A 17,184-nucleotide genomic window follows, 5' to 3' on the forward strand; every position below is an offset into this window, starting at 1 on the left:
AAACACACGGGACGTGATGAGAGACGAATCATCGACATGGAATCACTCGATTTTGCCATTGTATTGTTCCCGGTCGCCTTGCTGGCTGGATTCGTCGATGCCATCGCCGGCGGGGGCGGACTGATCACGATTCCGACCTTGCTCTGGGTCGGACTGACGCCGCTCGAAACCCTGGCGACCAATAAGGCTCAAGCGGTCTTCGGTAGCGGGATGGCGACGGCCCAGTTCGTCCGCGGGGGATTCGTGGATCCGCGCGGGATCGCCTTGGCGGTCGTCTGCACCTTCATTGGCGCGGCGGCTGGGGCGGTGCTGGTGCAGCGGATCGACAGCGATATTCTGCAAGGTCTGATCCCGGTACTGCTGATCGCCTTCGCGCTCTATTTCTGGTGGTCGCCGCGCGTGTCCGACCTGGATTCGCACCAGCGGATCGGCGCGCCGGCCTTTGCGCTGACCATCGGCCTGGGGGTCGGCTTTTACGACGGCTTCTTCGGTCCGGGGACCGGCACCTTCTTCGCCATGAGTTATGTCGCGCTGCTCGGTTTCAACCTGCGTCGCGCCACCGCCCATACCAAGGCGCTCAACTTTACCAGCAATCTGGCGGCCCTGCTGTTCTTCCTGGCCGGCGGACACATCGTCTGGAGCATCGCCGCCCTGATGGCGGGCGGTCAGCTGATCGGCGCCTGGCTTGGCTCGCATCTGGTGCTCCGGCATGGGGCCGCACTGGTGCGGCCGGTGCTGGTGGCGGCGACCGTCGCGATCTCGGGCAAGCTTTTGTGGGATCGGTTGAGTGGCGGTTGAGCCGAACCGCGCTTTACCTCTCGGACTGGATTGACCGGAACAATGCGCCGAGAAGCATCGCCGCAATTCTTGCACGGATCAGATAACACGTCGGTATCGAAAAGGAATCACATTCTGAATCCTTCCAGCCAAGGTCGCGCGGGCAGGCAAAATCGGTGTCGTCACCGACATCCGGCGGCATGGCAATGTCCTAATGAGAGAGATTGAGCGTGCGGTTTGGGCTACCGCTTCAGTTCCAGCTTGCTTTCGTACTGCTCCCGGCTGAGCGGACAATCCACCAGATCGAAAAAATCGCTCTTGCTCAACCGACATTGTTTGGCCATCAAACTCAACAAACGATCAGGAAGCTCGCGCAGCTTCGGGGTATGGCTGGTCTTGGTGAACACCGCCGTCTTGTTCCCGCTCAGATTGCGGTAGATGAAATAGTGATGGTCGCCATCTCTCTTCTCGAAACCCTTGCGCAACAAGCCGCGCTCGACCTCATCCCTTCGCTTCGGCATTCGATTCCTCCAGTGCGGCATGCAAGCAGACTTTCAACGCCCGCGCTTCGGTGTCGAGATCGTCATCGGGCGCACAGCCATATTCGCGCCACAGCATGATGAGCTGCTCCTGGATCTCAGCAAGCAGGTGCTCGCGGTTCAAGGCAAAGACATTCAGGCCCAGCGTCGGATCTTCGATGCACAGATACTGCTGGCTGTCCTCGTCGAGCGTCGGTATATATTCCAGCGGTGTACGCAGGGCGAGCCCGCTGGTCTCCAGGTCAGCGATCGTGAGCGGCGAGAGATCGAGCGGCTCGATCCGGCTCACGTCCATGAGTCGGCTGGGGTTTCCCTCCTCATCCAGGACGAAGCGGCCCGTCACCTGAATCGGTTCCTTGCGTGCATCAAGAAGATCGTCCTCGATCTCGGGCAAATAGGTGCAGACGATCTCGCGTCGAGTCGGGGGATAGAGAATCGTCACCTGCCGGGTGGCAAAATCGATGCGTTGCAGCTCGCCGGTGACGGTCATGACCGCATCTTCGGTGCTGTCAGCGACCAGCAAGGTGTCGATGAACCGGGCGCTGCGCCATGTCAAGGGTCGGGCTTCCGGCGCGGCGCGGGTGTGGAGATACAGTCGCGTGCTGCCTTGGTCCTTGGGCAGAAAGCGTTGAAACTCCCGCAGTGCGCGCGCCTTGAAAGGCTCCGGAAGCTGCCGCGCCAAGGTACTGTGGTCCTGTGCCGCCAGCGCGGCCCAGATCGCCTGCAACTGGTCCAGAATCGGCAGTTTCCCAACAGGCAATTCGTCGACATCGCCCATCGCCAACGGCAGGGCATAACTGCCGGCCAGGGGCACGCCACAGCGCAAGGCAAACTGCTTGCGCATCGCGCGGCCGGGTTTGAACCGCTCGCCCAGCGGTTCCCCGGTCTCGATCCTCGCCAGCAGAAAGGCAAGCTGTTGCAAGCCGCTCAACATCGCCACCAGACTTTCGCTCCGGATGGTGTGCACGTCTGCCTCGCCACCCGCGATCCGGAGCAAGGCGTCGTATTCCGGCGGGATATCCGGCATGGATTCAGCGATGTCGGCGGCATTCATCGGTGTTTCATCCCAACCGACCAATCCGCTCCAGCGCCTGTTCCAAATTGGCACGACTGGTGGCGATGGAGATGCGCAGATAGCCGTTGAGTCCGAACGCGGACCCTGGGACGATCGCGACGCCGGCCTGCTCGATCAGATATTCGGCCAGTTCCAGATCGTTGTTGACGCCGGGCAGCCGCTCGATCAGACCCTGCACCCTGGGAAAGACGTAAAAGGTGCCGTCGGTTGGCAGACACTCGATGCCGGGGATCTGGTTGAGACGTTCGACCACGAAGTCGTGGCGCTCATGGAACGCCGTGCGCATGATACCGATGCAGTCCTGCGGCCCTTCCAGCGCCGCCTGGGCCGCGACCTGCGAGATCGAGGTTGGGTTGGAGGTGCTTTGCGACTGGACCTTCTTCATCGCCTTGATGATGTCGGTCGGGCCGCCCGCGTAGCCGATGCGCCAGCCGGTCATGGAATACGCCTTGGACACGCCATTGAGCACCAGGGTGCGCGGGGCCAGGTCGGGGCAGACGTTCAGGATGTTGACGAAGGGGGCCGAACTCCAGCGGATGTGTTCGTACATATCGTCGGTCGCGATCACGACCTTGGGATACTCGCGCAGCACCTCGCCGAGCGCCGCCAGCTCATCGCGGCGGTAGGCCATGCCGGTCGGGTTGGAGGGGCTATTGATGACGAACAGCCGGCTCTTGTCGTTGAGCGCGCCATTCAATTGGGCTGGAGTGATCTTGAAGGCTTGCTCGGCACCGGCATGGATCAGCACCGGCGCGCCGCTGGCGAGCAGCACCATGTCCGGGTAGGACACCCAATACGGCGCCGGGATTACGACCTCGTCGCCTGGATCGAGCAGCGCCTGGGCGAGATTGAAGAAGCTCTGCTTGCCGCCGCAGGAGACCAGAATCTGATCCTGGGCATACTCCAGACCGTTTTCGCGCTTGAATTTGTCGATCACGGCCTGCTTGAGTTCGGTCGTCCCGTCGACGGCGGTGTATTTGGTGAATCCCGCCTGGATGGCCGCGATGGCGGCGGCTTTGATGTGGTCGGGCGTGTCGAAATCGGGTTCGCCCGCGCCGAGTCCGATCACGTCCTTGCCCGCCGCGCGCAGCGCCTTGGCGCGGGCGGTGATGGCAAGCGTGGCGGACGGCTTGACGGCCTGGACGCGGGCAGCAAGTTTCATGGTCATCGGCGGTAATCTCTGAGGTTCGGTGGTGGCTGGATGCGCGGAGCGCGGCTTGCAATCATAGCGAAACAACCCAGCGTGAGGCACATGGGTTTAGAGTTCTGTATGCTGACACGGTTATCGATCATCAAGGATACGAATCATGGCAAGCACCACGCTGGAAGAAGTGCGGTCGTTATTTCGGGAAGTCGCGGAGCAATTTAAGGAAAGCGACCGCAAATTTCGGGAATCCACCCAGGAAAGCGACCGCAAATTTCGAGAATCCACCCAGGAAACCGACCGCAAATTCCAGGAAACTGACCGTAAATTCCAGGAATCCAATCAGGAGACTAACCGTAAATTCCAGGAGGTCAGCCGCGAATTTGAGGTATCGGCCAAGCGCTTCAAACAAACCGAACGCATGATCAAGGAGATCGGCTGCCAGATTGGCGGGATCGGCGACAAATTTGGGTATTTCACCGAAGGCATGGCACTGCCGTCCATGGAGCGCATTCTGGCCAAACGGTTTGGCATGACGGTCGTCATGCCGCGGGTCCGGATCCGCAAGGGCGGAGAAACCATCGAAATCGATGTCCTCTCCTACGCAAACGGCGACGTCAACCTGGCGGTTGTCGTGGAAGTGAAGAGTCGGGTCAAGAAGGACTCGATTCTCCAGTTTCGCAACATCATGGAGCGATTTCGGGAATTTTTCCCCGAGCACGGGAACAAAACCGTGCTGGGGATTCTGGCGGGTGTCGACTGGGATCGGGGCACCGAGGAAGAAGCGCGCGACGCCGGCTTCCTGACCGCGTCCATTCATGACGAGATTTTCAAACTGACCACGGCGTCCGATTTCGTCCCCAAACGCTGGGGGGAAGGATGAGAGAAATTCCCGCATGTCCGACATCCCTTTCCAGCTCGTCGCCAAGTTCGCCCCCGCCGGCGATCAGCCAGCCGCCATTCGCCAACTCGTGACCGGGTTGAACGATGGCGAGGCCGGCATGACCCTGCTCGGCGTCACCGGCTCGGGCAAGACCTTCACCATCGCCAACGTGATCGAGCGGATTCAGCGCCCGGCGCTGGTGCTGGCACCCAACAAGACCCTCGCGGCCCAGCTCTATAGCGAGATGCGCGACTTTTTTCCGCGCAACGCGGTGGAGTATTTCGTCTCCTATTACGACTACTACCAGCCGGAAGCGTACGTTCCCTCGACCGACACCTATATCGAGAAGGACGCCTCCATCAACGAACACATCGAGCAGATGCGCCTGTCCGCCACCAAGTCGCTGCTGGAACGCAAGGATGTCATCATCGTCGCGACCGTCTCGTCCATTTACGGTCTGGGCGACCCGGATGCCTATCTCAAGATGGTCCTCATCCTCAAGCGCGGCGACCGGATCGACCAGCGCGCCATCCTGCGCCGTCTGGCGGATTTGCAGTACAAACGCAATGAGGTCGAGCTGTCGCGCGGCACCTACCGGGTGCGCGGCGATGTGATCGATATCCATCCTGCCGAATCCGACGATGAGGCGATCCGCATCGAGCTGTTCGACGAGGAGATCGAGGCGCTGTCGCTGTTCGATCCCTTGACCGGCGAGGTCCGGCGCAAGGTTACGCGCTACACGGTCTTTCCCAAGACGCACTACGCAACGCCCCGCGAAACCATCCTGAACGCGGTCGAGCAGATCAAGCCCGAGCTGAAACAGCGGCTCGACTGGCTGCGCGACAACCAAAAGCTGGTCGAGGCCCAGCGGCTGGAGCAGCGCACGCTCTACGATCTGGAAATGATGCTGGAGGTCGGCTACTGCTCCGGTATCGAGAACTACAGCCGTTATCTCTCCGGTCGCGGCCCCGGCGAATCCCCGCCGACGCTCTACGATTATCTGCCCGCCGACGCCATCGTCGTGATCGACGAGAGCCATGTCACCATCCCGCAACTCGGCGGCATGTACCGGGGCGACCGCTCGCGCAAGGAGAATCTGGTCGAGTACGGCTTCCGTCTGCCCTCGGCGCTCGACAACCGGCCGCTCAAGTTCGAGGAATTTCAGGCCCGCCAGCCCCAGACCATCTATGTCTCGGCCACGCCGCGTCAGTACGAAATCGACCACTCGGGCGCGGTAGTCGAACAGGTGGTGCGGCCCACCGGACTCGTCGATCCTGAACTGGAAGTCCGCCCGGCGCTGAACCAGGTCGACGATCTGCTTTCCGAGATCGGGCCGCGCGTGGCCGTCGACGAACGGGTGCTGGTCACCACCCTGACCAAGCGCATGGCCGAGGATCTGACCGACTATCTCAACGATCACGGCGTCAAGGTCCGCTATCTGCATTCGGACATCGAGACCGTGGAGCGCGTCGAGATCATCCGCGACCTGCGCCTGGGCGAATTCGACGTGCTGGTCGGGATCAATCTGCTGCGCGAGGGGCTGGATATGCCAGAGGTCTCGCTGGTCGCTATCCTGGATGCCGACAAGGAGGGCTTTCTCCGTTCGGCCGACTCGCTGATCCAGACCATCGGTCGCGCCGCGCGTAATGCCAACGGCAAGGCGATCCTCTATGCCGATAAAATCACCGGTTCCATGCAGCGCGCCATCGAGGAAACCGACCGCCGACGTGCCAGACAGGTCACGTCCAATCTCGCCCATGGGGTCACGCCGCAGACCATCCGCAAGGCGGTCGCCGACATTCTGGAAAGCGCCACCCCCGGCGCGCCGATGAAGGCGCGTGCCTTTGCCAAGGTCGCCGAGCAGGTCGCCGAATACGCCAGACTCACCCCAGCGCAGATGGCCAAACGGCTCAAGTCGCTGGAAAAAGAGATGTATCGGCACGCGAAGAATCTGGAATTCGAGCAGGCCGCCGCGATCCGGGACCAGATCCGCGCGTTGCAGCAGAGTGGGATCGCGGTCTGAACGCCGGCAGGATGTCGGCGATCGGCGCGCGATGCGCCGCTTGTCACACCGCTTTGCGGTGTGACGCCTGTATCAGGCGCTCCGCGCCCCGGCTCCCAACCCATTCATCGAAAATACTCAAGCAGCGGTGCATTGATTTCGTCGAGATCGAAGGCGTCGGGATCGAAGTCGCCGCCGATCCAGTCCTTGTAATCCTCGTGTTCCGGGTGTTGCGGATCGCGCAATGCCTCAAGAAAGCCGTAATAACCCCAGATCCCGCCAACGTCCTCCGGCGGGCAGGCGCCCTTGCCTTTGATACATCGCGGCAGGACGGCTTCAGGGTCGAAGGGCAGAATTTTCTCCAGCGTGACTTTGTGCTCCCAGCTATCCCCGAAATCGTATTCGTAGATGAGCGAATCCTTCTCTTTCTTCAGGAGTTGACTGAGCTTGTAGCGACTCTCGTTCAGAGTTTCCGAGAAAGGATCGTCCGGGTCTGGGGTGCCGTAGTAATTGCCGCCCGCGACGAACTGATGCAGGTGCGAATCCTCCCAGCCCATGACGATTTGCAGCACGGCATGAAACACCGGCAGCGGCACGGTATCGACGATCAGCAGACGCCGCCAGATCGGCGGTTTCGCGCCGCTCAGAGCGATCTTAAGTTGATCGATTTTTCGGGGATCTTTGGTCATGGTTCGAGACCTCTCAGGTGCATTTCGCATCGCCGACGTTTGGCTCGTCGAGATTGTATGAGAAGACCGCCCGAAATGGTTCATCGAAATTCCCGCAAGGGCCGTATCTGGATGGCATCCACGTCCGAATCCCTGCGGCTTCGCGCGACACAAGTTTCGATGCTGCTAGCCTTGTTCAGCGCCTTCCCGGATCGCGGCGACGCCAGCGGCCTACCCTCCACCACGGTTCCGGTCTTCGGCTACCGCGTCGTGGCGAGCTTCCCGCATGACCCCGCCGCCTTCACCCAGGGGCTGGTCGTGATCGACGGTCAACTCTTCGAGGGGACCGGAAACTATGGGGCATCGACGCTGCGCCGGGTGGAGCTTGCCACCGGCCGCGTCGAACGGGAAACCCGGCTGGCGCCCGAGCTGTTTGGAGAGGGAATCGCCCATTGGCACGGGCGGCTCGTGCAACTGACCTGGCGCGAAGGACTTGGCCTCATCCGCGACCGCGACAGCCTGGAGATCCGCGAAACCTTCCGGTACCGCGGCGAGGGCTGGGGCCTCGCGCAGGATGGACGCCACTGGATCATGAGCGATGGCACGGCCGAGCTGCGCTTTCTGGACCCCGAGTCACGGCGTGTCGTGCGCCGCCTGACCGTGCGCGATGGCACGCGCCCCATCCGCTTTCTGAACGAGCTGGAATATATCGCCGGCGAGGTCTGGGCCAATGTCTGGCACCAGGACTATCTGGTGCGGATCGACCCGGACAGCGGCGCGGTGACGGGCTATCTCGATCTGACTGGACTCTACCCGGAGCCCGAGCGACCGAGCCGCGAGGCGGTGCTCAACGGCATCGCCCATGACGCGACGACCGATCGCCTGTACGTCACGGGCAAATACTGGCCGCGTCTGTATCAGATCGAGGTCGTGCCAACGGCGAGAGAGTTTTCTACCGATAAAGGAGTCAACTCACGCGAGCGTCTTTGAGAACATGAAGACCGCCGCGCCCACGGCCATGCGGGGCGCTTCCGAGCATCCGCCGATGTCGCCCAGGGTACGCTCGCGCTTGAACTGAGACGCACGAACTTCAAGCCGGCCATACCCTGGTTCGGAGTGAACGCCGGCGTTGTCATCGGAGGTGCCCCCTTGATGCAGCAATAGAGTCTTGACCTGGACGCGACCCAATCCCTTTCGTTGATCGGCGGGGTCAGGACGAGACCGCCTGCCGTCGCTGCCAGACCGTATAACCGACGAGCGTCAGACCGACGAAGACCATGAGCGCGATGGTCACCAGAGGCAGATTATCCTGGAGCAGAGATTCATTCCCGCCGATGAAATATCCCAGGGCGATCAAGATTGCGGACCAGAGTCCTGCCCCGAAGGCGGTGTAAAACGCAAAGGTCATGACCTTCATGCGGCACAACCCGGCGGGGAGCGAGATAAGATGCCGGATCCCAGGAATCAGACGACCGGTGAAGGTGGAAATAGCCCCATGCCGGGCGAAGAAGGCATCTGTCTTGTGTAGGAGCGCAGGCCGCACGAAAAAATATTTTCCATAGCGTTCCAGGAACGGGCGTCCGACCCAGAGCGCGAACCCATAGTTGACGAATGCGCCCATCAGACTGCCGATGGTCGAGGCAAGAAAAATCAGGATCAGATTCATCTCGCCCTGATAGGCAAGATAGCCGGCCGGGATCAGCACCAGTTCGCTCGGAACCGGTAGGACGGTGGATTCCAGCGCCATCAGGACGAAGATGCCGGCGTATCCCCAGCCGTTTACCGTCACCAGGATCCAGTCGATGAATTCATGCAGCATCCGCGAATGACCTCATTAGTAAGTTTGAATTGCGGTCCGCAGGATGCTGGCCGCTGGCCGCGTTCGTCGAAATCCGGCCAAGGCCGCGCGGGCAACATTGACTCAGAGGGGCGCGGATCAGGGCTCATTCTGCCATCGGAGCCGATTTGACGCGACCGCTTGTCGAGGTTCCCGCAAGGAGGCGAATTGTCGGAAATCTTACAGGACTGACGGCAGCCTTTGCCGAATAAAATCAAGTATTAGAGAAATGGCATGAAGCCTGCTTGAACACGCTCATCGCGAACGCCTTGGACATCTCCATGAAGCAGAAAGACATTGCCGCCCTGCTCGACGAGCCGGCCTGCGCGCACAATCGAAAGGAAAAATCCGGCTGCGCCAAGCCCAAGCCGGGTGCCACGGCCGGCGGTTGCACCTTCGACGGGGCGCAGATCGCCATGCTGCCGATCGGCGATGTCGCCCACATCGTCCATGGCTCCATCGCCTGTGCCGGCAATTCCTGGGACAACCGGGGCACCCGCTCCAGCGGCCCGACCCTCTACAAGATCGGCATGACCACCGACCTGACCGAGCAGGACATCATCATGGGTCGCGGCGAAAAGCGGCTCTTCCACTCGATCAAACAGGCCATCGACAGCTACCAGCCGGCGGCGGTCTTCGTCTACAACACCTGCGTCCCCGCCCTGACCGGCGATGACATGGTCGCCGTCTGCAAGGACGCGCAGGCGCGCTGGGGCACGCCGGTGGTCCCGATCGACGCCGCCGGTTTCTATGGGGCCAAAAACCTCGGGAGCCGGATCGCGGGCGAGGCGATGGTCAAGTATGTCTGCGGCACCCGCGAGCCGGATCCGCTCCCCGAGGGCATCGAGCGCGAAGGCTTCAAGATCCACGACATCTGTCTGATCGGCGAGTACAACATCGCCGGCGAACTCTGGCGCGTGCTGCCGCTGTTCGACGAACTCGGGTTGCGGGTGCTCTGCACGCTCTCGGGCGACGGCCGCTTCCGCGAGGTGCAGACCATGCACCGCGCGGAGGTCAACATGATGGTCTGCTCGCGGGCGCTGGTGAATGTCGCCCGCAAGCTCCAGGACGCCTACGGCACGCCCTGGTTCGAGGGCAGTTTCTATGGGGTACGGGATGTCTCGCAGGCGCTGCGCGATTTCGCCCGGATTCTCGACGATCCCGATCTCACCGCCCGCGTCGAGGCCGTGATCGCCCGCGAAGAGGCCCGCGCCAATGCCGCGCTCGCACCCTGGCGCCAGCGTCTGCAAGGCAAGAAGGTGCTGCTCTATACCGGCGGCGTCAAATCCTGGTCGGTGATCTCCGCGCTTCAGGATCTGGGCATGACCGTGGTCGCCAGCGGCACCCGCAAGTCCACCGAGGACGACAAGGCGCGCATCCGCGAACTCATGGGCGAGGACGCGGTGATGCTCGAAGAGGGCAATCCGCGCACCCTGATCGACATGGTGAACGCGCAGGGTATCGACATCCTGATCGCCGGCGGACGCAACATGTACACCGCGCTCAAGGCGCGCATCCCCTTTCTGGACATCAATCAGGAACGCGAATTCGGCTATTCCGGCTATGCCGGCATGGAGGAACTGGCGAAACAACTCTGCCTGACCATCGAGAGCCCGGTCTGGGAGGCGGTCCGCCGTCCCGCGCCCTGGGGCAGACCGGTCAGCAACCAGCCACCAGCCTCCAGCGTTGAGCTTGACATGGCAAAACGGTACAACGCAATCGCTGGAGGCTGGAGGCTGACGGCTGGGGGCTGTCTGCCTGAGATCGTCAAACGCAAGAAAGCACTCTCGGTCAGCCCGCTCAAGGCCAGCTCGACGGTCGGCGCGGCGCTCGCCTTTCTGGGGTTCAATCGCGCCATCCCGATGCTGCATGGCGCTCAGGGTTGCACCGCCTTCGGCAAGATCCTGTTCGTGCGTCATTTCCGCGAACCCATCCCGTTGCAGTCGACCGCCATCGATCAGATCAGCGCCGTCATGGGCAGCGAAGCGATGGTGATCGAGGGACTCAAAACACTCTGCGAGAAGCACGCCCCCGACCTGATCGGCGTGCCGACCACCGGACTGGTGGAAACGCAGGGCGCGGACATCCAGATGGCGGTGCACGTCTTCCGCCAGACCTATCCGCAGTTCGACGCCATCCCGGTGGTCGCGGTCTCGACCCCGGATTTCACCGGATCGATGGAGACGGGTTACGCCGAGGCGACCCGTGCCATCATCGAGACCCTGGTCCCGACCGCCGCCGAGGCGAACACCCAGCCGGGGCGGCGCCGGCGTCAGGTCAATGTGCTGGCCGGCTCGCATCTGACGCCCGGCGATCTGGAGCACCTCAAGGACCTGATCGAGCTGTTCGGGCTGCGCCCGGTGGTGCTGCCCGACCTCTCCGATTCGCTGGACGGACACCTGCCCGAGTCTGATTACAGCCCGCTCTCCATCGGCGGCGCACTGGTCAGCGAACTCGCGACCCTGGGCGATGCCCTGGCGACGCTCGTCATCGGCAACTCGATGCAGGCACCGGCGGACGTGCTCAAGGCCCGCACCGGCGTACCCGATCATCGTTTCCCGCACCTCATGGGGCTGGATGCCGTCGACGCGCTGATCCTGACCCTGTCCGAGCTTGCCGCCGTGCCGGTCCCGGCCAAAATCGAGCGCCAGCGCGCGCAGCTTCAGGACGCCATGCTGGACTGTCATTTCATGCTCGGCATGTCGCGCTTCGCCATCGCCGCCGACCCGGATCTGCTGGTCAGTCTGACCCAGATGCTCGCCGGCGTCGGGGCGGAAACCGTGGTCGCCGTCAGCCCGATCAACGCCCCCTCTCTGACGAATGCCGTCTGCGATCAGGTCAAGATCGGCGATCTGGAGGATCTAGAACTTGGCGCGCGCGCACGCAAGGCCGAAGTCCTGATCACCAACTCGCACGGCGTCCACACGGGGAAGCGTCTCGGCATCCCGCTGCTACGGGCCGGTTTCCCCCAATACGACCTGCTGGGCGGTTTCCAGCGCACCTGGATCGGCTATCAGGGCACGCGCGCGACCCTCTTCGATCTGGCCAACATCCTGCTGACGCAGGAAAAAGGCGAAATCCATCCCTATCGCTCGCCGCTCAAACAATGGCCCGACAACGAGCGACACACCGAAATCAAACACGCCGCGTAGGATGGGTAGAGCGAAGCGAAACCCATCATTCCCGTCAGGAGCGGAGATCCCCATGACCGTGGAACGCAGATTCAGAATCCTAAGCTGTTGCAACGAGGCGAAACGAATGAGCACAGCGGTCAAGGTCGCCTTTGCCACCTCCAATCTGAAACAGGTCGACCAGCATTTCGGCGCGGCCGAATCCTTCGCCATTTATGCGATCGACCAAGAGCAGGCAAGCCTGATCGAGGTCGTCCAGTTCGGCCAACTCGACAGGGACGGCAACGAGGACAAACTCGCCGCCAAGATCGACGCACTCAAGGGTTGTATCGCCATCTACTGTCAGGCGATCGGCGCCTCGGCGGTCAATCAGCTTCGGCCCAAGGGCATCCAGCCCGTCAAGGTGTCGGCAGGCACGCCCCTGACTCAGGCGATTTGCGGACTCCAGACCGAGATGCGCGAGGGACCGAGCGCCTGGCTCGCCCGCGCCATCGAGAGTCAGCATCCCACCCACGGACAACGCTTCGACGCCATGGAGGCCGAGGGATGGAGCGAGTGACCGAAGCCATGATCGAGGAAGTCGCCTCCGTGGTCGCCGTCGACGAGGGCGGCGCCTGGGTCGAGACCCGTCGCCGGAGCGCCTGCGGTCACTGCGAGAGCGCCGCCACCTGCGGAACCTCCGCGCTCGCCAAGCTGTTCGGCGAAGGCCGCAATCGCCTGCGGATCGACGATCCCATGGGACTGCGTCCCGGCGACCGGGTGGTGATCGGCATCCCGGACGGCACCCTGGTGCGCGCCTCGCTGATCGCCTATCTGCTCCCCTTGATCGCGCTCGCCGCCGCCGCCGGGATCGGCACCGCCCTGCACCTCCCCGAAGGCGCGGTCGCCCTGCTCGGCCTGGCTGGACTGGGCTCGGGACTCTGGCTCGGCGGCCGCATCACGGGCGGTGCCGCCGGGCGCGAACGCTATCGTCCGCGTCTGATCCGTCTGGCTGGCGACCGTGGCGGCATCCGCCTCGCGGACATTCATTCACCCATCGAGACCTGAACCATGACCGAAACGACCACCACGAGCGTCGAGAACGAAGGACTCCTGACCTCCAGCTTCGTCGTCGAAATGGTGCGCCAGATGCGCGCCATCGACCCTTACGGTACCTACGACTCGCTGTCGACGACCGAAATCCTGGAGCCATTCATCCTCACGAAGGAGAAAAAGCGCGAGATCCCGATCATCGGCGACCCCGACGAGATCGTGATTGCCCGGATCAAGGTCTTCTACAACGCCATCTCGGCCATGATCGAATCCGAATGCGGCCTGATGGCCGTTCCCCTGGTCAACCTGAGCCACGAAGGTTTCGGGCGCGCGCTCATCACCGTCGGCAAACTGGTCGTCATGGACCGCACCCTGCGCGATGTCCACCGTTTCGGCTTTCCCAGCCTGTCCAAGATGAAGGACGAAGGCGACAAAATCCTGTCCGTCGCCCTGGAACTGATCGGCACCCACCCGAAGGTCGCGGGACTTTGACGACGCGAGGATCGAGAGAATGACTCCTGAAGAACTCAAGGCGCTCGAAAAAGCTGTCAGCAAAGCCAAGCGGATCGCCAGCGAAAAGGCCAGCGAGATGCACGATCTGGTCGAGGATCGTCTGCCCGCCGCCTATGAGGAAATCCCCGGTATCGCCCAATCAACCTATGACGCCTGCCGGACCTGGGCCGAGGCCGTGGCCCGACTCAAGGCAGCCGAGGCGGAGGATTAAAGCGATCCCGACTTTCCGGGCGATGCCTGCCGCGTATCGGCTCATGTCGATCCTGGCCTTCCCGACCGGGACAGAGTCCATGCTGCCAACTGACCACTCGTTATACAACTCTGGAGAACCATCATGCCCATCATCACAGGTGTCACGCGGGGCGGGGTCGAATGGACGCCCGCGTTCGTCGTCGACATCAACCAGAACAACTGCATCGGCTGTGGCCGCTGCTACAAAGTCTGTCCGCGCGATGTCTTCGAGCTGATCGATCGCGACGATCTCGACCTCGAAGAGATCGAAAGCGATGATGACGATTTCGACGAAGAAGTCCCCGGCATGGTGATGAACCTCAAGGACCAGCTCGACTGCATCGGTTGTCAGGCGTGCTCCAAGGTCTGTCCGAAAGACTGTCTATCGCACGAGCCGCAGGCAATCGCGGCTTAATTGCGCAACGCATTAACCGTCGCCGAAGCGCTTCGCCGCCACAGTTCGATAGACGCCTGATGGGTTGTTGGGTTGCCAGAAGCGCAACCCAACGGAGCCAAGCTATCGTTTGATCGCGAATGTCGCCTTCACGCTTTTGGCTGCGCTCATCGCCAGATTGCAGCTTCCGATACCGGTACAGCCCCCGCTCCAGCCACTAAACACGTATCCACTAGCCGGGCTGGCGGTCAAGCCGATCGCAGTACTTTTGAGATAGACTTCGCTGCAATCGCTGCCGCAGTTAATCCCGCTCGGGGCGCTCGTCACCGTGCCGGTGCCAGATTTGGTGACCTTCAGGGTGTATTTGGGGATCGCATTGAAGGTCGCCTTTACGCTTTTGGCCGCACTCATGGTGACAGTGCAGGTGGCTCCGCTCACCGTGGCGCAACCGCTCCATCCACTAAACACATATCCGCTGGCCGGGCTGGCGGTCAGGCTGATCGCAGCACCTTGGAGATAGGCTTCGCTGCAATCGCTGCCGCAGTTAATCCCGCTCGGGGCGCTCGTCACCGTGCCGGTGCCAGACTTGCTCACCTTCAGGGTGTATTTGGGGATCGCCTTGAAAGTCGCCTTCACACTTTTGGCCGCGCTCATGGCGACAGTGCAGGCGGCCCCGTTCACCGTGGTGCAACCGCTCCAGCTACTGAAGATGGAGTCATTGGCTGGCGCCGCGGTCAGGGTAACGCTAGTGCCGCCGGCATAGCTTTCAGTGCAGTCGCTGCCGCAGTTGATGCCGGTGCCCGTCACCGTGCCTGTACCAGTCTTGGTCACGCTCAGAGCGTAGGTCGTCGTGACGGGGCACGCCGAGGTCATAAAAACGAGGTCACTCCCATTGGTTGTGCCAACGCTATTCACCCCCTTGACGCGGTAATGATAGGCGGTGTTGCAAGCAAGCCCTGGAAGGGTAGTGGTGACCGCCGTGCTGCCCCTTCCGGCGCTGAGACTGCTCGGGTTGGCCGCCACCGTCGTTCCGTAGTTGGTGGTGAGACCATACTCGAAGCTGACCGAGGTGGTAGCCCCTTTGTCATCGACCGCGCCATTGATCGTAGCCGTATTCGCCGTGATGACACTCGCCGCGGCGGTGCTGGCCGTGGGAGCAGTGGGGGCAGTGGAACCGTCGGGCGATGTGGTAAACGCCCGAATCGTGACATTCGTGTTGGCATAGGCGGCGGCAAGATCCGTCCAAGCTGTCCCGTTCGAACTGATATAGCTCTGGCCGGCACTGGCGGTTGCCGCGCTATTGTAGTTACCGAAGGGGTACTCCATAGGAATCGGGTAGTTGTACCCAGGTGTGATGACCTTGATGACGACCGCGAACTTTTCCCCGGCTAACAGCGAAACCGGCCGTGATAAATCGACCGTGTGATAACCGGCATAGGCAAAGGATCCCAGGGTATTGACCGACCCGCCTTCGAGCACGCCTGTCGATGGGGCGCCCGATACCCCAGTGTAGATGGAGATCTCATAACTCGTATTTGCAGCCCCGGTAAAAAAGGCAACCGACTGCAAGGTTTCGCTCGCCACCGCGTTGAAAACGTTTGCTCCCCATGCCGTGTTGGAGCCAAAACCAATAGAGGATGTCTGTCCGAACGGATCATAGAGATAGGATCTTACAAAGTTATCGGCGTTTTCCGCTGCGCGAAAGACATGCGCGTCGCCAAGCGATGCATCGTAATAGGAAATGTAGAAATAGCCGCTGCTACCCCACCCGGTTCCCCAACTGTTTTTAATAATGAACGCGCCATTTCCTGGAGGGATAGTTCTGAAGTTGCTTGCCGCGTAATTGTCATCCCACCCAACCAGGGTGACGGCATGATTGCTAGGCGAAGATCCATTGTAATGGTAGGACTTTGTGGATTGGTTCCAGTAGCTGGAATTGACGCTACTACCCATGCCATTGTCGGCATAGAAGGAGACATAGATCGCGCCATAATTTTGCAGTGCATTCTTGTAGTTATCGTTATCGGTACCATTCGAGCGATCGGGTAAAACCAGAAACTCCTGTACATGCATGCGCGGCGAGAGGCCCGAGACGGAAGTGGCATTTGTGGACGTATAGGGATCGTCATCCTCATAAACCAGCCCGGCAGCAAGCGAGTTGCTGTTGCCCCACCGGGTCATGTAGGCACCAGCGATATCTCCGTTACCGCCTTGGCAGGCTTTCCAGTTGAACCCATGGCGAACATTCTGGTGATTTTCAGAAAAATCGTAGACACCGCGGCCATCGATGATGGTATTGGATTCCATCGAAGCGATGCTCGCAAAAGACCAACAGTCTCCGCACGAACCCTGATCCTTAACGCTCGTGACATCATCTGAAGAGCGCAAATCGAACGACGATGGGTAAGCCGCCGCGGCTCCTGTCGTCAACATCCACGCAACCGAGGTGACGATCGGCGTTGCTCCGATCATATGCGAACGGTCGATGGGGGAAAGAAGATACCCTTTGCCATGTCCTCCTGACGCCACTGGCGTTTCCTGCATCGATCGCGGTTTGGAAAGCGCCTGTGTATCGATGAAATCAGGATTCAAGGGTGCCGCGGCTAACTCAGGCTCGGGCTCGGCGTTGGTTTCGGTGCAGGCGAACCTGGTGGTGCCGTCGTCGCACAGGGCTTGGACGTTACCGTCGGAAGCCGTCGCCGCACTTGCTAGTTGGGCAAACACGGTCAAGCCCAAGCCCAGCGCCGCAAACACCACTCGCCCTCGATAATCAGTGAAGGTCTTTGACATATCCTTGTACCCCAGCTAGGGCGTGTCATCTATTCATGTTGTGTGGGATTAGCACTGAGATCCAGAGCCTTTCCATCATGTGAGCAGGATGCTGACCGCAGCCAAATGGACTCCCGCCAGGAAATTGCGGGCCAGCTTGTCATAGCGGGTGGCAATCGCTCTGAATTG

The 17,184-nt window shown here is 61.4% G+C and carries 17 protein-coding genes and 2 pseudogenes; 11 read left to right on the top strand and 8 right to left on the bottom strand.

What is annotated here, in order from left to right:
• The first annotated feature begins 36 nt into the window (after positions 1-36).
• Positions 37-798: a TSUP family transporter gene (locus QZY07_RS08605; RefSeq protein ID WP_295401587.1), complete on the top strand. Its 762-nt coding sequence runs from the start codon at positions 37-39 to the stop codon at positions 796-798.
• Positions 799-1,019: 221 nt separating this feature from the next.
• Here the strand turns inward: QZY07_RS08605 and QZY07_RS08610 are convergent, their stop codons facing one another.
• From QZY07_RS08610 to QZY07_RS08620, 3 genes are read right to left on the bottom strand one after another with little or no spacing between them, the layout of a single operon-like run.
• A complete protein-coding gene (locus QZY07_RS08610; protein WP_295401589.1) occupies positions 1,020-1,298 on the bottom strand; it encodes a hypothetical protein in 279 nt (92 codons plus the stop codon).
• Complete coding sequence (locus QZY07_RS08615; RefSeq protein WP_295401591.1) at positions 1,279-2,370, bottom strand: hypothetical protein; 1,092 nt, start codon at positions 2,368-2,370, stop codon at positions 1,279-1,281. The genes QZY07_RS08610 and QZY07_RS08615 overlap by 20 nt, the downstream gene beginning before the upstream one ends.
• Before the next feature lie 7 nt (positions 2,371-2,377).
• Positions 2,378-3,559 carry a pyridoxal phosphate-dependent aminotransferase gene (locus QZY07_RS08620; protein ID WP_295401593.1) on the bottom strand — a complete coding sequence of 394 codons (1,182 nt, stop codon included), beginning with the start codon at positions 3,557-3,559 and terminating at the stop codon, positions 2,378-2,380.
• Between the two features lie 139 nt (positions 3,560-3,698).
• Between QZY07_RS08620 and QZY07_RS08625 the strand changes: the two genes are divergently transcribed.
• Both QZY07_RS08625 and uvrB read left to right on the top strand, forming a co-directional pair.
• A complete protein-coding gene (locus tag QZY07_RS08625; RefSeq protein WP_295401594.1) occupies positions 3,699-4,418 on the top strand; it encodes a DUF3782 domain-containing protein in 720 nt (239 codons plus the stop codon).
• Between the two features lie 13 nt (positions 4,419-4,431).
• On the top strand, positions 4,432-6,441 hold the full coding sequence (uvrB, locus tag QZY07_RS08630; RefSeq protein ID WP_295401595.1) for an excinuclease ABC subunit UvrB: 2,010 nt from the start codon (positions 4,432-4,434) through the stop codon (positions 6,439-6,441).
• Positions 6,442-6,545: 104 nt separating this feature from the next.
• Here the strand turns inward: uvrB and QZY07_RS08635 are convergent, their stop codons facing one another.
• Positions 6,546-7,109 carry a plasmid pRiA4b ORF-3 family protein gene (locus QZY07_RS08635; RefSeq protein WP_295401597.1) on the bottom strand — a complete coding sequence of 188 codons (564 nt, stop codon included), beginning with the start codon at positions 7,107-7,109 and terminating at the stop codon, positions 6,546-6,548.
• A gap of 159 nt (positions 7,110-7,268) precedes the next feature.
• On the opposite strand from QZY07_RS08635, the gene QZY07_RS08640 reads away from it, so the two are divergent.
• The gene (locus QZY07_RS08640; RefSeq protein WP_295401599.1) at positions 7,269-8,078 is read left to right on the top strand and encodes a glutaminyl-peptide cyclotransferase; all 810 of its coding nucleotides are present in this window, start codon (positions 7,269-7,271) and stop codon (positions 8,076-8,078) included.
• Here the strand turns inward: QZY07_RS08640 and QZY07_RS08645 are convergent.
• Both QZY07_RS08645 and QZY07_RS08650 read right to left on the bottom strand, forming a co-directional pair.
• Positions 8,061-8,276 (bottom strand): hypothetical protein, encoded by a 216-nt coding sequence (locus tag QZY07_RS08645; RefSeq protein WP_295401601.1) that lies wholly within the window; start codon positions 8,274-8,276, stop codon positions 8,061-8,063. The genes QZY07_RS08640 and QZY07_RS08645 overlap by 18 nt on opposite strands.
• Before the next feature lie 22 nt (positions 8,277-8,298).
• Complete coding sequence (locus tag QZY07_RS08650) at positions 8,299-8,907, bottom strand: DedA family protein (protein WP_295401603.1); 609 nt, start codon at positions 8,905-8,907, stop codon at positions 8,299-8,301.
• A gap of 299 nt (positions 8,908-9,206) precedes the next feature.
• Here QZY07_RS08650 and nifE point away from each other — a divergent pair.
• From nifE to fdxB, 7 genes and pseudogenes are all read left to right on the top strand, one after another.
• A pseudogene (nifE, locus tag QZY07_RS08655) lies at positions 9,207-10,574 on the top strand (nitrogenase iron-molybdenum cofactor biosynthesis protein NifE); the annotation flags it as partial.
• A gap of 105 nt (positions 10,575-10,679) precedes the next feature.
• On the top strand, positions 10,680-12,077 hold the full coding sequence (gene nifN, locus QZY07_RS08660; protein ID WP_295401616.1) for a nitrogenase iron-molybdenum cofactor biosynthesis protein NifN: 1,398 nt from the start codon (positions 10,680-10,682) through the stop codon (positions 12,075-12,077).
• 52 nt (positions 12,078-12,129) lie between these two features.
• Complete coding sequence (locus QZY07_RS08665; RefSeq protein WP_363183951.1) at positions 12,130-12,615, top strand: NifB/NifX family molybdenum-iron cluster-binding protein; 486 nt, start codon at positions 12,130-12,132, stop codon at positions 12,613-12,615.
• The gene (locus tag QZY07_RS08670; protein WP_295401607.1) at positions 12,603-13,103 is read left to right on the top strand and encodes a SoxR reducing system RseC family protein; all 501 of its coding nucleotides are present in this window, start codon (positions 12,603-12,605) and stop codon (positions 13,101-13,103) included. Before QZY07_RS08665 ends, QZY07_RS08670 begins: the two co-directional genes overlap by 13 nt.
• Before the next feature lie 3 nt (positions 13,104-13,106).
• Positions 13,107-13,580 carry a NifX-associated nitrogen fixation protein gene (locus QZY07_RS08675; RefSeq protein WP_295401608.1) on the top strand — a complete coding sequence of 158 codons (474 nt, stop codon included), beginning with the start codon at positions 13,107-13,109 and terminating at the stop codon, positions 13,578-13,580.
• Positions 13,581-13,599: 19 nt separating this feature from the next.
• Positions 13,600-13,812, top strand: a complete 213-nt coding sequence (locus QZY07_RS08680) for a CCE_0567 family metalloprotein (RefSeq protein ID WP_295401609.1) — start codon at positions 13,600-13,602, stop codon at positions 13,810-13,812.
• Positions 13,813-13,935: 123 nt separating this feature from the next.
• Complete coding sequence (gene fdxB, locus QZY07_RS08685; protein ID WP_295401612.1) at positions 13,936-14,247, top strand: ferredoxin III, nif-specific; 312 nt, start codon at positions 13,936-13,938, stop codon at positions 14,245-14,247.
• A 102-nt stretch (positions 14,248-14,349) separates the two neighbouring features.
• Here fdxB and QZY07_RS08690 read toward each other — a convergent pair whose 3' ends face one another.
• Together QZY07_RS08690 and QZY07_RS08695 are read right to left on the bottom strand one after the other, a co-directional pair.
• Positions 14,350-17,016: a lectin like domain-containing protein gene (locus QZY07_RS08690; RefSeq protein ID WP_295401614.1), complete on the bottom strand. Its 2,667-nt coding sequence runs from the start codon at positions 17,014-17,016 to the stop codon at positions 14,350-14,352.
• Positions 17,017-17,091: 75 nt separating this feature from the next.
• A pseudogene (locus tag QZY07_RS08695) lies at positions 17,092-17,184 on the bottom strand (IS5/IS1182 family transposase); the annotation flags it as partial.

It is taken from the genome of uncultured Thiocystis sp. (assembly GCF_903866365.1).
In the GTDB taxonomy this organism is placed as follows: Bacteria; Pseudomonadota; Gammaproteobacteria; order Chromatiales; family Chromatiaceae; genus Chromatium.

Bases quoted from the DNA above. Each gene is read 5' to 3' on its own strand.
- QZY07_RS08605 (WP_295401587.1), top strand. From the start codon at position 37: ATGGAATCACTCGATTTTGCCATTGTATTGTTCCCGGTCGCCTTGCTG.
- QZY07_RS08610 (WP_295401589.1), bottom strand. From the start codon at position 1,298: ATGCCGAAGCGAAGGGATGAGGTCGAGCGCGGCTTGTTGCGCAAGGGT.
- QZY07_RS08615 (WP_295401591.1), bottom strand. From the start codon at position 2,370: ATGAATGCCGCCGACATCGCTGAATCCATGCCGGATATCCCGCCGGAA.
- QZY07_RS08620 (WP_295401593.1), bottom strand. From the start codon at position 3,559: ATGACCATGAAACTTGCTGCCCGCGTCCAGGCCGTCAAGCCGTCCGCC.
- QZY07_RS08625 (WP_295401594.1), top strand. From the start codon at position 3,699: ATGGCAAGCACCACGCTGGAAGAAGTGCGGTCGTTATTTCGGGAAGTC.
- uvrB (WP_295401595.1), top strand. From the start codon at position 4,432: ATGTCCGACATCCCTTTCCAGCTCGTCGCCAAGTTCGCCCCCGCCGGC.
- QZY07_RS08635 (WP_295401597.1), bottom strand. From the start codon at position 7,109: ATGACCAAAGATCCCCGAAAAATCGATCAACTTAAGATCGCTCTGAGC.
- QZY07_RS08640 (WP_295401599.1), top strand. From the start codon at position 7,269: ATGCTGCTAGCCTTGTTCAGCGCCTTCCCGGATCGCGGCGACGCCAGC.
- QZY07_RS08650 (WP_295401603.1), bottom strand. From the start codon at position 8,907: ATGCTGCATGAATTCATCGACTGGATCCTGGTGACGGTAAACGGCTGG.
- QZY07_RS08665 (WP_363183951.1), top strand. From the start codon at position 12,130: ATGACCGTGGAACGCAGATTCAGAATCCTAAGCTGTTGCAACGAGGCG.
- QZY07_RS08670 (WP_295401607.1), top strand. From the start codon at position 12,603: ATGGAGCGAGTGACCGAAGCCATGATCGAGGAAGTCGCCTCCGTGGTC.
- QZY07_RS08675 (WP_295401608.1), top strand. From the start codon at position 13,107: ATGACCGAAACGACCACCACGAGCGTCGAGAACGAAGGACTCCTGACC.
- QZY07_RS08680 (WP_295401609.1), top strand. From the start codon at position 13,600: ATGACTCCTGAAGAACTCAAGGCGCTCGAAAAAGCTGTCAGCAAAGCC.
- fdxB (WP_295401612.1), top strand. From the start codon at position 13,936: ATGCCCATCATCACAGGTGTCACGCGGGGCGGGGTCGAATGGACGCCC.
- QZY07_RS08690 (WP_295401614.1), bottom strand. From the start codon at position 17,016: ATGTCAAAGACCTTCACTGATTATCGAGGGCGAGTGGTGTTTGCGGCG.